Annotated in this window: 15 protein-coding genes; 14 read left to right on the top strand and 1 reads right to left on the bottom strand. The window is 32.8% G+C overall.

The genetic code is table 11. The features are described 5' to 3' along the window. Positions 1-151: 151 nt before the first annotated feature. The 10 genes from ACOQN8_RS08520 to ACOQN8_RS08565 all read left to right on the top strand — a co-directional run bounded on the left by ACOQN8_RS08520 (position 152) and on the right by ACOQN8_RS08565 (position 8,230). On the top strand, positions 152-892 hold the full coding sequence (locus ACOQN8_RS08520) for an electron transfer flavoprotein subunit beta/FixA family protein (RefSeq protein ID WP_299124093.1): 741 nt from the start codon (positions 152-154) through the stop codon (positions 890-892). Positions 893-983: 91 nt separating this feature from the next. Continuing rightward, positions 984-1,937 (top strand): electron transfer flavoprotein subunit alpha/FixB family protein, encoded by a 954-nt coding sequence (locus ACOQN8_RS08525; RefSeq protein WP_420552355.1) that lies wholly within the window; start codon positions 984-986, stop codon positions 1,935-1,937. Between the two features lie 143 nt (positions 1,938-2,080). Further along, positions 2,081-2,692, top strand: a complete 612-nt coding sequence (locus ACOQN8_RS08530) for a bifunctional nuclease family protein (RefSeq protein WP_150901104.1) — start codon at positions 2,081-2,083, stop codon at positions 2,690-2,692. Between the two features lie 14 nt (positions 2,693-2,706). Further along, complete coding sequence (locus ACOQN8_RS08535) at positions 2,707-4,425, top strand: NupC/NupG family nucleoside CNT transporter (RefSeq protein ID WP_420552356.1); 1,719 nt, start codon at positions 2,707-2,709, stop codon at positions 4,423-4,425. A 199-nt stretch (positions 4,426-4,624) separates the two neighbouring features. Further along, positions 4,625-4,804 (top strand): hypothetical protein, encoded by a 180-nt coding sequence (locus ACOQN8_RS08540; RefSeq protein WP_299124101.1) that lies wholly within the window; start codon positions 4,625-4,627, stop codon positions 4,802-4,804. A 100-nt stretch (positions 4,805-4,904) separates the two neighbouring features. Further along, positions 4,905-5,729, top strand: a complete 825-nt coding sequence (locus tag ACOQN8_RS08545) for a thymidylate synthase (RefSeq protein ID WP_420552357.1) — start codon at positions 4,905-4,907, stop codon at positions 5,727-5,729. 62 nt (positions 5,730-5,791) lie between these two features. Continuing rightward, on the top strand, positions 5,792-5,968 hold the full coding sequence (locus ACOQN8_RS08550; protein ID WP_175578758.1) for a hypothetical protein: 177 nt from the start codon (positions 5,792-5,794) through the stop codon (positions 5,966-5,968). A 19-nt stretch (positions 5,969-5,987) separates the two neighbouring features. Continuing rightward, the gene (locus ACOQN8_RS08555) at positions 5,988-6,476 is read left to right on the top strand and encodes a dihydrofolate reductase (protein WP_420552358.1); all 489 of its coding nucleotides are present in this window, start codon (positions 5,988-5,990) and stop codon (positions 6,474-6,476) included. A gap of 3 nt (positions 6,477-6,479) precedes the next feature. Continuing rightward, positions 6,480-7,373, top strand: a complete 894-nt coding sequence (gene gldA / locus ACOQN8_RS08560; protein WP_420552359.1) for a gliding motility-associated ABC transporter ATP-binding subunit GldA — start codon at positions 6,480-6,482, stop codon at positions 7,371-7,373. Positions 7,374-7,387: 14 nt separating this feature from the next. Next, positions 7,388-8,230: an alpha/beta hydrolase family protein gene (locus tag ACOQN8_RS08565; RefSeq protein WP_420552360.1), complete on the top strand. Its 843-nt coding sequence runs from the start codon at positions 7,388-7,390 to the stop codon at positions 8,228-8,230. 133 nt (positions 8,231-8,363) lie between these two features. Here the strand turns inward: ACOQN8_RS08565 and ACOQN8_RS08570 are convergent, their stop codons facing one another. Then, a complete protein-coding gene (locus ACOQN8_RS08570) occupies positions 8,364-9,077 on the bottom strand; it encodes a DUF6261 family protein (RefSeq protein WP_420552361.1) in 714 nt (237 codons plus the stop codon). Positions 9,078-9,698: 621 nt separating this feature from the next. Here ACOQN8_RS08570 and ACOQN8_RS08575 point away from each other — a divergent pair. The 4 genes from ACOQN8_RS08575 (at position 9,699) to ACOQN8_RS08590 (ending at position 12,486) form a co-directional block, all read left to right on the top strand. Continuing rightward, complete coding sequence (locus ACOQN8_RS08575) at positions 9,699-10,616, top strand: macro domain-containing protein (RefSeq protein WP_420552362.1); 918 nt, start codon at positions 9,699-9,701, stop codon at positions 10,614-10,616. Positions 10,617-10,618: 2 nt separating this feature from the next. After that, positions 10,619-11,116 (top strand): opioid growth factor receptor-related protein, encoded by a 498-nt coding sequence (locus ACOQN8_RS08580; protein WP_420552363.1) that lies wholly within the window; start codon positions 10,619-10,621, stop codon positions 11,114-11,116. 186 nt (positions 11,117-11,302) lie between these two features. Then, complete coding sequence (locus tag ACOQN8_RS08585; RefSeq protein WP_420552364.1) at positions 11,303-11,764, top strand: hypothetical protein; 462 nt, start codon at positions 11,303-11,305, stop codon at positions 11,762-11,764. 38 nt (positions 11,765-11,802) lie between these two features. Then, entirely contained in the window at positions 11,803-12,486 is a 684-nt protein-coding gene (locus ACOQN8_RS08590; protein ID WP_420552365.1) for a hypothetical protein, read from the top strand. Positions 12,487-12,526 lie beyond the last annotated feature (40 nt).

Genomic DNA, 12,526 nt, shown 5'->3' on the forward strand with positions numbered 1-12,526 from the left:
TAGTTTTTTAACTTAAACAAATCATTACCTACATTTGTAGTGATTTCTAGAGAATTAAATAGAAGTAAAAAATTTACTATGCGTGCATAATAAATTAAAAAAAAGACGTAACTTCGTCACTCAAAATTAAGTTTCTTAAAAACAGCAATATATGAAAATATTAGTTTGTATCAGTCACGTACCTGATACTACATCAAAAATTAACTTCACCGATAACGATACAAAGTTTGATACGAATGGAGTTCAGTTTGTAATTAATCCTTACGATGAGTTTAGTTTAACTCGTGCAATGTGGTTTAAGGAAAAACAGGGGGCAAGCGTAACTGTAGTTAATGTTGGAGGTGCTTCAACTGAGCCTACTTTACGTAAAGCATTAGCTATTGGAGCAGATAATGCAATTAGAGTAAATGCTGAGCCAACTGATGGTTTTATGGTAGCTAAAGAATTAGCTGAAGTTGTTAAAAACGGAGGGTACGATTTAGTTTTAGCAGGAAAAGAATCTGCAGATTACAATGGTCAAATGGTACCAGGAATGTTAGCTGCTTTATTAGATTATAACTTTGTTAACGGATGTGTTGGTATTGAGGTAGATGGAACGAATGCTACTTTAGATAGAGAAATTGATGGTGGAGAAGAAAAAGTTTCTTCAACATTACCAATGATTGTTGCAGGACAAAAAGGAATTGTAGAGGAAAAAGATTTACGTATTCCTAACATGCGTGGAATTATGATGGCACGTAAAAAGCCATTATCTGTAGTGGAACCAACAGGAGCAGCTGCTAGTTCAGCTACGAAAACGTTTGAGAGACCAGCAGAAAAAGGAGCAGTGAAGTTAGTAGATAATGTTGATGAATTAATCGACTTATTACACAACGAAGCAAAAGCAATTTAGTAGTAAAATTTAAAAACTCATTATTAATAAGAATAAGAAGCAAGCATTAATTAGTCTTTCTTTCTTATTAATGATATAAAAAATATAAAATATGTCTGTATTAGTTTTTGCCGATTCATCGGAAGGAAAATTTAAAAAAACTGCTTTTGAAGTAGTTTCATACGGAAAAAAAGTAGCGGAGCAGTTAGGGAGTAGCATGGTAGTAGTAACTATCAATGGAGGAGATGCTTCTGAATTATATGCATACGGTGCAGAAAAAGTAGTGGAAGTAAAAAACGACTTAGCTTCTTTTAATGCAAAAGCATATGCATCAATCATTAAACAAGTAGCGGAAGCTCAGGGAGCTAGCACTGTAGTTATCGATTCTAGTGTTGATGGTTTAACAGTTGCTCCATTAGTAGCAGTAGCTTTAGAGGCTGGATTAGCATCTAACGTAGTTGCTTTACCAAGTAGCACAAGTCCATTTGTTGTAAAGAGAAAAGCTTTTTCAAACAAAGGATTTAACAATACTGAGGTTACTACAGAGAAAAGAGTAATTGGTGTAGCAAAGAATTCTTACGGAGCGCATGAAAACGCAGTAAGCGGTTCAGCAGAGTCATTTGATGCTTCATTACCAGAATTAGGAGTAAAGTCTGAAAGCATTAACAAAGCATCAGGTACTGTTACAATTGCAGATGCAGATGTTGTTGTATCTGGAGGTAGAGGATTAAAAGGACCAGAAAACTGGGGAATGGTTGAAGAATTAGCTGGAGTTTTAGGAGCAGCAACTGCATGTTCTAAGCCAGTTTCAGATTTAGGATGGCGTCCTCACAGCGAGCACGTTGGACAAACTGGTAAGCCAGTAGCTTCAAATTTATACATCGCTATCGGTATTTCTGGAGCAATTCAGCACTTAGCTGGGGTAAATGCATCTAAAGTAAAAGTAGTAATCAACACAGATCCTGAAGCACCTTTCTTTAAGGCTGCAGATTACGGTATTGTTGGTGATGCTTTTGAAGTTGTTCCACAATTAATAGAGAAATTAAAAGCTTTCAAACAAGCATAAAATAATTGGGTAAATTTTCTTTTTACTTTAATTTGAGGTGAACTCATTATTTTTAGTAAATTGTGCCCTCTTAAAAGGCTGTCTAAATTTTAAGCAAAGAGCCTAAAATTAGACAGCTTTTTTGTTATTACGATAATTGATAAATGAGTTTAATTAAGCTGACTATTAAAGGAATTTCGTACAGTCAAACCCAAAGTGGAGCTTATGCGTTAGTATTAAGTGAAATGGAAGGAACAAGAACGTTACCTATTATTATAGGAGCATTCGAAGCACAATCTATTGCGATAGCATTAGAAAAAGAAATTCGTCCCCCAAGGCCACTTACACACGATTTATTTAAAACATTTGCCGATAGGTTTACTATTGCGGTCAAACAGGTTATTATACATAAGCTGGTTGATGGTGTGTTTTATTCTAGTTTAGTCTGTGAAAAAGATGGCGAAGAAGAAGTAATTGACACACGAACATCCGATGCGATAGCATTAGCCGTCCGTTTTAACGCACCAATTTACACCTATGAAAACATTTTAGATAAAGCAGGTATTTATCTAAAACTGGATGAGGAACTAATTATTGAAGAAGACTTAGAGTCTGAAGAAATAGAGTTCTCATTAGAAGAGGAAGAAGCGGCTGCAAAAGACCGATACGCGAGTTTATCACTACAGGAACTACACGATCAACTAAACGAAGCTGTAGCAAACGAAGATTATGAAATGGCCGCGAAAATTCGCGATGAAATCAGCAAACGTTCTTAAATTAAATATATAAAATGAAGAAATTATTTACTTTCATAATGCTTTGTGCATCAATAGTAACTTTTGGGCAAAGCATAGAGAAAAAGTGGAATTTTTCGTCTATAACTACTACCGATGGAAACTCGGTGGTTACAATAAATCCTTCTGATGTTTTACATTTAACAAAAGGAGATTTTAAGTACTCATTAGTAGCAAAAGATAGTTTACAAGCAGGAGGAAACTATATTCATCAAAATAACTTATTAATTTTTAACTACAAGCAACCTAACGACACGGTTCGTTACTATAATGTTGTAGAGCTTACAGAAGATGCGTTAACATTATCTGAAAAAAACGTACTGTATAAGTTTACTTCAACACCAGAGAAGGTAGCGGTTGTAGAAAAAGTAGTTGAAGAGAAAAAAGCAACAAGCGCTATTATTCCTAGTCAAGGATTTTCAATGAATAGTTTGTTTAGAGGAGCTATTGGAATGATTACTTTATTAATCATTGCTTTTTTATTCAGTTCAAACAGAAAGAACATTGATTGGAAAATCGTAGGTTTAGGATTGGCTTTTCAATTAATTATAGCTGTAGGAGTATTAAAGGTACCTTTTGTACAAAAAGCATTCGAACTAGTTGGACGTTTATTTATTGAAATTTTAAATTTCACCAGAGCGGGTAGTGAATTCCTATTTAGTGGATTGGTTGCAGATATGGATTCATTCGGATTCATTTTCGCATTCCAAGTATTACCAACTATCATTTTCTTCTCGGCGTTAACTTCTTTGTTATTTTATCTTGGGATTATCCAAGTAATAGTTAAGTTGATGGCGATGTTATTATCTAAAGTTTTAAAAATATCGGGAGCAGAGAGTTTATCGGTAGCAGGAAACATTTTCTTAGGACAAACAGAAGCACCTTTATTGATTAAGGCATATTTAGAAAAAATGAATAAGTCAGAAATGTTATTGGTGATGATAGGAGGAATGGCAACGGTAGCAGGGGCAGTATTAGCAGCTTATATTGGTTTCTTAGGAGGTGATGATGAAGCTTTACGCTTAGTATATGCAAAGCACTTATTAGCAGCTTCAGTAATGGCAGCACCAGGAGCTATTATTATTTCTAAAATCTTATATCCGCAAGTTGAAGAAGTAAACACAGATGTAAAGGTGTCTTCAGAAAAAATTGGTTCAAACATTTTAGATGCGATTGCCAACGGAACAACTGAAGGTTTAAACTTAGCCATGAACGTAGCAGCAATGCTATTAGTATTTATTGCATTTATAGCAATGTTGAATGGAGGATTGAACTTAGTTGGGAGTATTACAAATTTAAATGATGTTATTGCAGCTAATACGGCTTATAAAAGTTTATCATTAGAGTTTATTCTAGGTTATATTTTTGCACCATTAATGTGGTTAATAGGTGTAGCAAAAGAAGATATGGCTTTAATGGGGCAGTTATTAGGAATTAAGTTAGCAGCAAGTGAGTTTGTTGGATACATTCAGTTAGCTGAACTTAAAAATGTAGCGAGTGCAACGCATTTAACATACAACAAGTCAATTATTATGGCAACGTATATGTTATGTGGATTTGCCAACTTTGCTTCGATTGGAATCCAAATTGGAGGAATTGGTTCGTTAGCACCAGGACAACGTAAAACCTTATCAGAATTTGGAATGAAAGCATTAATCGGAGGTACTATCGCTTCGTTAATGTCGGCAACCATTGCAGGTATGATTATCGGATAAAAAATAACGATATATAAAATATAAAAAAGCTTCAATAGTAATTATTGAAGCTTTTTTATTGGATGATTTTTGATCCCCCTAGTGTTTTCAAGGTGTGCGAGTTAGGACTAAAAATAAATGATTTTAATTTATGTAATTCGCTCTTTTTTAACACTTTTTTTGATATATTTATATCACCCGAAATCTTAAATCATAAATTATGAAAAATTTAAAAAATCTAAACGGTTTTAAAGCATTGTCGAAAAAAGAACAAGTTCAAATCAACGGAGGTGGAAGAACCTATTGTAAAGGTAGCAATATGTGTTGTTCAAGATTACCTAACGGAGTTGAATTTTGCGACTATGGTTACTGTTTTGGAAACAGGTGTGTATGGGCTTAATAAAAGTTCATAGTTAATAACTTCCTGAAAACAATTTTTTAGGCATCGATATTTTTTATCGATGCTTTTTTATTTTTATACCCAAATTAAAGGGAGAATAATGCAACAATACTTAGACTTAGTAAAGCACGTTTTAGAAAACGGAAATGAGAAAGGCGATAGAACTGGAACAGGAACCAAAAGTGTATTTGGATACCAAATGCGTTTTGATTTAAGTGAAGGCTTTCCGATGGTAACAACTAAGAAGTTACATTTAAAATCGATTATTTACGAACTACTTTGGTTTATAAAAGGAGATACTAATGTTAAGTATTTGCAAGAAAACGGCGTACGTATTTGGAATGAATGGGCTGATGAAAATGGCGATTTAGGACCAGTTTACGGACACCAATGGCGTAATTGGAATAGTGATGAAATTGACCAGTTAAAAGAGGTAATTGAAACGCTTAAAAAGAATCCGAATAGTAGAAGAATGTTAGTTTCTGCATGGAATCCTTCGGTATTACCAGATACAACAAAATCGTTTTCAGAAAATGTAGCCAACGGAAAGGCAGCATTACCACCGTGTCATGCATTTTTTCAGTTTTATGTAGCGGACGGAAAGTTATCGTGTCAACTATATCAACGAAGTGCCGATATCTTTTTAGGAGTGCCGTTTAACATAGCTTCGTATGCTTTGTTTACCATGATGATGGCACAAGTATGCGGATATGAAGCAGGGGAGTTTATTCACACCTTTGGCGATGCTCATATATATAACAATCATATGGAGCAATTGGAGTTGCAATTATCGCGCGATCCAAGACCGTTGCCAACTATGAAAATTAATCCAGAAATTACCAATATAGAAGATTTTACTTTTGACGATTTTGAGCTAGTTGGATACGATCCACATCCTCATATTAAAGGTGTTGTAGCCGTGTAATTTAACTTTATTTTAAAAGGTTTCTTTAGTAAATTTGTAAGAGGAACCAAAAAAGTAATAAAATGACTACAAATATTGATGTTTTAAAGGACGATCTGTACGAAAAAATAGCAGAAATTAATGATGAGGAAATTTTAGTCGCAATAAAGACTTTAATTGATAATGTAAGAACGGACGAGGCTGTTACAACCAAGAGAGATTTAACCGGTTATATTAAGGAATGGGCTAAGAGCATGTAAGGCTCATTAAATTATATTTATGATTACAATTATTGCTGCAATAGCAAAAAACAATGCTTTAGGAAAAGATAATGACTTAATATGGCATCTTCCAGCAGACTTAAAGCGCTTTAAAAAAGTAACGTCGGGACACCATATTTTAATGGGGCGTAATACTTTTGAAAGCATAGGGAAACCTTTGCCAAATAGAACTTCCGTTATCATTACCCGAAATAACGACTATTTTAAAGACGGTTGTCTTATAGCCAATTCAATTGAAGACGCTTTAGACATGGCAAAAGAAGATTCTGATATCTTTATTATTGGTGGTGCACAAATTTACCAACAAGCCATAGAAAAAGGTTTGGTAGATAAACTAGACATTACCCTAGTACACCACGAGTTTGAAGCCGATGTTTTCTTTCCAACAATAGATCCAACGATTTGGGAAGAGGTTTCGAGAGAAAATTTTAAAGCAGACGATAAAAATAAATACGATTATAGTTTCGTTTCTTACGTAAGAAAATAATTTATGTCAATACAACTTACATCTATAACTAAAACATACGGTACACAAAAAGCTGTTAACGGAATTAGCCTAGAAGCTAAAAAAGGAGATATTGTTGGTTTTTTAGGACCTAACGGGGCTGGGAAATCAACTACCATGAAAATCTTAACAGGATTTATTCAACCTACAGAAGGTACAGTAATGGTAAGTGATATTGATGTGATTCAAAACCCTATCGAAGCTCAAAAGAAAATAGGATACCTTCCAGAGCACAATCCCTTGTATTTAGACATGTATGTACGCGAGTATTTACAGTTTCAAGCGTCTATACATAAAGTAGCTAAAACCAAAGTAGCGGAAGTAATAGAGCAAGTAGGTTTGGGAGTAGAAGCGCATAAAAAAATAGGGCAATTATCTAAAGGTTACCGACAAAGAGTTGGATTGGCAGCAGCTATTTTACACAATCCAGAAGTGTTGATTTTAGATGAGCCAACTACAGGATTGGATCCGAATCAGTTGGTAGAAATTCGCGAATTAATCAAAGAATTAGGAAAAGACAAAACGGTTTTATTGTCTACACACATTATGCAGGAAGTAGAGGCTATGTGCGATCGTGTGGTAATTATAAACAAAGGTGAATTGGTAATTGATAAACCAATTTCTGAACTAAAAACCAGCAATGAACAAGTAATTAGAGTAACCTTTGATTATAAATTGGAAGAACAGTTTATTAAGCGATTACCTAATATTACTTCATTTAAAAATACGACAGAAAATAACTGGATTTTATCTTTTGAATCTACTGAAGATATGCGTCCAGTAATATTTGATTTTGCCCAAGAAAACGGATTAAAAATTCTAGGGTTGAATACCGAAAACAAAAATCTAGAAAGCTTATTTAGAGAATTAACCGCTTAGTTTGTTGGAACTGTATGGAAATTGTAAAAAATATAGTTTTAGAAAGAACGAATAAGAAACCAATTTTGATGGATGCCTTTTTTTCAAAAGAAACGAGGCAGCAACCTGTGGTAGTTTTTTGCCATGGCTACAAAGGTTTTAAAGATTGGGGAGCTTGGGATTTGGTGGCAGAATCGATAGCGAAATCGGGATATTGCTTTGTCAAATTCAACTTTTCTCATAATGGAGGAACCGTTGAAAACCCTATTGATTTTCCTGATTTAGAAGCTTTCGGAAATAATAATTATACCAAGGAGTTGGATGACTTACACGATGTGTTAGATTGGGTAGAAGCTTATTTTTCAGGAAATACTCATGTCAATACGAACAATATTCATTTAATAGGTCATAGTAGAGGAGGAGGTATTTCCATCATAAAAGCTTCAGAAGATAATCGAATTCAAAAACTCATTACTTTGGCGAGTATTAGCGATTTTGGAAAGCGTACTGCTACTGTTGGTAATTTAAAGGAGTGGAAAGAAACAGGAGTAAAGTATGTTGTTAATGGAAGAACCAAACAGCAAATGCCACATTACTATCAGTTTTATACAGACTTTAAAGAAAACGAGGCACGATTAAATATAAAAGCAGCTGAAGAAAAATTAGAAATTCCACATTTAATTATTCATGGAGATCATGATACTTCTATTTCAATAAGCGAAGCAAAAGAGCTTAACGAGTGGAATTCAAAAAATGAACTGGTTGTTATAAAAGGAGCAGATCATGTGTTTAATGTAAGACATCCTTGGAATAGTACTGAGTTGTCTAAGGAATTAGAAGAAGTAGTAGCAGAGATTACTGCTTTTTTGAAACGTTAATAGTCTAGGTAAAATAGACAACGCCATTACGAAGCAATATTTTATAAAGAACCTTTTTAATGTGGAGCAGGCTACTCTACAAACATTCCAAACGCAATGGCGTAACAATCATTGTTTAAGAAGGGCATTCTTCTTATAGGGGTTGATTGTTCTGAGAATTACTCTCACCGTCCGTCGCAGGCGTGGCACCGTTAGGGGAACTATTGCTCCTATTATCTAAAACCAAATTGTATTGTTTGGTTAAAACATCTATTTCTTCTAAAAGAGTTGCATAACTTGGATTGTTACCCAATACATCGTGTGCTTGAATATGGCTAATTAAAGTTCTGTATGCAGTACTTGTAGTGGCTCTTAGCTCGGTAATATTGGTAATGGGATTGGCGGCAGTTTCTCCTACACGTTCAATGTATTTAGAACCAAAGGCTTGATTAGAGGTTTTTAACTCGTTTACCCAATCGGAAATGTTTATTGCGTTGATAGCGGCAATTAACTCGGGTTTGGTTTCTAAATCGTTGATTAAACTATTAATAATAGCGGTTTCTTCCTGATAGCTTTTTCGGGTAATGTCTTTACCGTAAATATCAATATTAAGTAGAATATTTTTAGCGTGGTCTTGTTGTGTGGTGTCATAATGATAGGTATAACCACTAAGTAAGGTTTTAATACCTATAAAGGCTTTGTCTCTACGTTCGTCGAGCAAAATAATTTCTTGGGTTAAAGCACTGCCTAAACTTTGTAGGAAAGCTTCGTCTATTTGATTGGTTAAAGAGGTTAGTGCATCTCGTTGCTCGGTTAACTCTAAAAGAGCAACATCTTGAAGGTTTACTAATACGAGAACGTCTTTCATGTATTGCAGATATTCTCCATTTCGATAGCGCGTAAGATAAGCTGTCGTCATAATAACAAATTTTTAAATTCAATAAATAGGGAGTGGAGAGTGCTAGCAATAAATGTTGTCATAGCTAGGGCAAAGAAAAGTCAAATATTTGATAAATAAAAGATTGATTTTCAATAAGATGAATAAAAATTCAACGAAAGTGTCAGCGGACTTCGCTGATCCAATAAAAAGCTTGCGAAACCATCAGCGAGCTTCGCTGACGCTCTTGAAATTGTGCGAAACTATCAGCGAGCTTCGCTGATGGTTCTGAAACTCTGCAAAAGCTTCCCCGAACTTCGCTGATGCTCCTGAAATTGTGCGAAGCCATCAGCGAGCTTCGCTGAAAGAAAAAAATGAAAAATTGATGTTTTTGGGTTGTGGATAAAGAGAAGAAATTAATAAGTAGGGAAAATCCATACTTTGTTTACGGGTTTTCGTAATTTTTTCTTTTTGAGGCTTGTTATTTTTATGGGCGAGTTTTTATGAATTAAAATATATAAGTATAACCATTAATTTTCTTTGAGGGAAAACGGATAAGCCATGTAAGTTTTTCTAAAAAAAAATGAATTTATTGGGAGAAGAAAAATAATTATGGAAATAATTAAAGAATTAATAACTCAAAAGTATAATGTTATACTATTGATCTTAGGTGTAATCTTGATTTTAGTTTCTTTTTTTGGGGAAATAAATTTTTCAGAATTTGAATTTAAAATAAGTGAAAAGCCACAATATGTTTTGATAGTATTTGGAGGTATGCTGATTTTTCTTTCGGTAGTTTTTACAGTAATTCAGGAGAATATTTTTATCAAACCTTCAGAAAAAGCAAGAATAGAAAAAGTAAAAAAGGGACTTTATTCAGTGATATTTGATAAATCAAAAATCAATTTGAAATACGGAAGGATTGAAGAATGCGATTGTGAATATGATGATACTGCGATTGTTCTTCCTGCTAACGAATTTTTTGATGATGAATGTATAAGGGATAAAAAAAGCGCATTGGGTTCTTTTATTCAAAAGCATTTTCCAAACCAGGAAGATAAATTTGAAGAATTAATTCAAGTTGAATTACAAAAAATGGAAGGCAAAGATGTTGAAAAAGAAGAGGGTAAATTTCAGAAATCTTACGGAATTGGAACTTGTCTTTTTTTTAAAAAACCATTGAACTCTAAATATAATATTATCATTTCTTCAGTTACAAGAAAAAGGAAGGGTATTGGATTACATTCTAATATTTCTTTTTTGATGCAAGCGATAAATAATATTCATTTACTTGCTCTAGATAAAAGAATAAGTAAAATAAAAACACCTTTATTAGGAGCTGGTCATGGAGGAGTGAATAATAAAATTTCTCTTTTTGCTATTGTTTTGGGTTTCTCACAATTTTTAATGAAGAAACAGAACAAAGAGGTTACAATTATAATATTTAGAAAAAAAGAAGAAGCTAAAGCTGATATAGTAAAAAAAGACATTTATAAAATATTAAAATATGCAATCGGATTGAGTTCTTAAATATGAGTATTTTAAATTTTTATACTATAGATGGTAAAGATAATGTAGGAAGGACGTTGATTGAAATATGGAGTTATGATTATAATGAACTAGAATATAAACATGATTTCATTCAATGGTTATTTCCAACTAATGAGATAAGTAAGTTTAACCCTAATGCACCAGTTGTATCTAAGCAAATAGCAGAAGAATTTAAATCTTCAGAAAAAGCAAAAAAGAATTTATATAAATCATTTTGCTTAATGTTGAACTTTTATGGTTTTGAAATTGAGAACAATGATAAAATAAAAATTGGTAGAAAATTTGATGAACAAAGTAAAAATTGGATAAATAACGGAAATCACAATTATTTACGAATTACAAGAATTTTAAAATCATTAAACTTATTAGGTTTAAAAAAACAAGCATTTGAATTTCAGAGTGTTCTCATAGAAGTTTATGAAATGTACCCCAAAAAAATAGGGGAAAGAACATTTTCGTTTTGGAATGATGTTTTATGAAAAGGTGTTTGATGATGTAGTATGCATAGTTCATAATTATTTAATTAAAAGTTTGACCTTTTATACCCGCTAGTCTCTAATTAGTAGTTAATGTCCTTGCTTCTTAAAATTGCTATATTTACCACTAAAACTTAATTATATAAACACTTTAGTTGTTTGTATAAAGAATTGCGAGAAAAGATAAAAATGAGTCGAGTTAATTTATTAGTGGTAATTATTTCTTTGTTACTAGTGTCTTCTTTTACCTATGGGCAGGACACCATAAGACTGAATAAAAAGCCAAAGGCTATACTTAAAAGTTGGTATCCAGATTTCAAAGAGTTTCCACATTTAAAAGTTGATGAAAGTAAAGTTCTGTATATAACCATTCCTGACGTAGAAAACACTTCAATTTCAGATAATAATATTCATTTAATCTCTTTAAATAATAGTGTTCAAATTAAAGAAACAGAAAAACTAAACCAATATTTAGTTAGTGTTACATCAACCAGTAAAAGTCATGTGGAGTTTGAGTTGTGGCTTGAGCTGAATGATAAAACAATCCTTATAAAAGAGAATTCCAAATGGTTAGATATAAGAAAACTATATCGTGTAAAAGGAAATAAGGTTTTGATAGCTATAGTTAAACTGAAAATAGAAAAAGAATAAATGTAATCTGTAACAGATTTTACACATAATTAAATTGAATGAAAGAGCACGATTATTTAAACCTGAAAATTGGAGATATTGAACAATATTCAATGGTTGTGAAAAAGAAAGACTTACCTAAATGGAAAAAATCAGGTTGGCTAGAATATACTGAGATTGGATTGCCAGAAGGAGATGAGGAAGCTTATATGTTGTATGGAGAAATTAAAAAGGATGAACAATTAATATTCAATAGACCTAAATTACTCAAACAAACAGAGAAAGAAAGTATTATTGATTTAGAGATTATAGATTTTAGTACGCACCTTGGAACATATGGAATGGGAGGAGCTGGCTTTTTTGGATTGCTACTTAGTAATGATCAATACTTGACTTATGCTGTATGGAATGCTGGAGAATATGTAATAATAAACAACAAAGTAGTAGAGTGCAGCCCTGATTTATACAATAAAACAAAACCATGGATTTCAAACTATGGAGATGATAAAACTTGGAACTTCTTAACTGAGTATATTTCTGGTGGTAAAATTATAGATTATACAATTAATCATAACTCTTTTGAAATGGAAGTGAGTAATAAAGGCGAGGTTTTTAAAATTAATTTTGTTAAAAATGACAAACGATTACCACGAAAAGTAGGGAGAAAACGAAATGCCTATAAAAAAGGACAGATAGAAGACTATATTTTGTTTCAACATAAAGATGGAACATTAATAGTTTAGATATTGTGAAGTAGTGTTTTAATTTGAAATAGATGATTGT

The organism is Tenacibaculum aiptasiae (assembly GCF_965221665.1).
In the GTDB taxonomy this organism is placed as follows: domain Bacteria; phylum Bacteroidota; class Bacteroidia; order Flavobacteriales; family Flavobacteriaceae; genus Polaribacter; species Polaribacter aiptasiae.

Excerpts from the sequence above, each read along its gene's own strand:
- ACOQN8_RS08530 (WP_150901104.1), top strand. The coding sequence starts at position 2,081 with ATGAGTTTAATTAAGCTGACTATTAAAGGAATTTCGTACAGTCAAACC.
- ACOQN8_RS08565 (WP_420552360.1), top strand. The coding sequence starts at position 7,388 with ATGGAAATTGTAAAAAATATAGTTTTAGAAAGAACGAATAAGAAACCA.
- ACOQN8_RS08570 (WP_420552361.1), bottom strand. The coding sequence starts at position 9,077 with ATGAAAGACGTTCTCGTATTAGTAAACCTTCAAGATGTTGCTCTTTTA.
- gldA (WP_420552359.1), top strand. The coding sequence starts at position 6,480 with ATGTCAATACAACTTACATCTATAACTAAAACATACGGTACACAAAAA.
- ACOQN8_RS08580 (WP_420552363.1), top strand. The coding sequence starts at position 10,619 with ATGAGTATTTTAAATTTTTATACTATAGATGGTAAAGATAATGTAGGA.
- ACOQN8_RS08585 (WP_420552364.1), top strand. The coding sequence starts at position 11,303 with ATGAGTCGAGTTAATTTATTAGTGGTAATTATTTCTTTGTTACTAGTG.
- ACOQN8_RS08520 (WP_299124093.1), top strand. The coding sequence starts at position 152 with ATGAAAATATTAGTTTGTATCAGTCACGTACCTGATACTACATCAAAA.
- ACOQN8_RS08540 (WP_299124101.1), top strand. The coding sequence starts at position 4,625 with ATGAAAAATTTAAAAAATCTAAACGGTTTTAAAGCATTGTCGAAAAAA.
- ACOQN8_RS08550 (WP_175578758.1), top strand. The coding sequence starts at position 5,792 with ATGACTACAAATATTGATGTTTTAAAGGACGATCTGTACGAAAAAATA.
- ACOQN8_RS08535 (WP_420552356.1), top strand. The coding sequence starts at position 2,707 with ATGAAGAAATTATTTACTTTCATAATGCTTTGTGCATCAATAGTAACT.
- ACOQN8_RS08525 (WP_420552355.1), top strand. The coding sequence starts at position 984 with ATGTCTGTATTAGTTTTTGCCGATTCATCGGAAGGAAAATTTAAAAAA.
- ACOQN8_RS08590 (WP_420552365.1), top strand. The coding sequence starts at position 11,803 with ATGAAAGAGCACGATTATTTAAACCTGAAAATTGGAGATATTGAACAA.
- ACOQN8_RS08545 (WP_420552357.1), top strand. The coding sequence starts at position 4,905 with ATGCAACAATACTTAGACTTAGTAAAGCACGTTTTAGAAAACGGAAAT.
- ACOQN8_RS08575 (WP_420552362.1), top strand. The coding sequence starts at position 9,699 with ATGGAAATAATTAAAGAATTAATAACTCAAAAGTATAATGTTATACTA.
- ACOQN8_RS08555 (WP_420552358.1), top strand. The coding sequence starts at position 5,988 with ATGATTACAATTATTGCTGCAATAGCAAAAAACAATGCTTTAGGAAAA.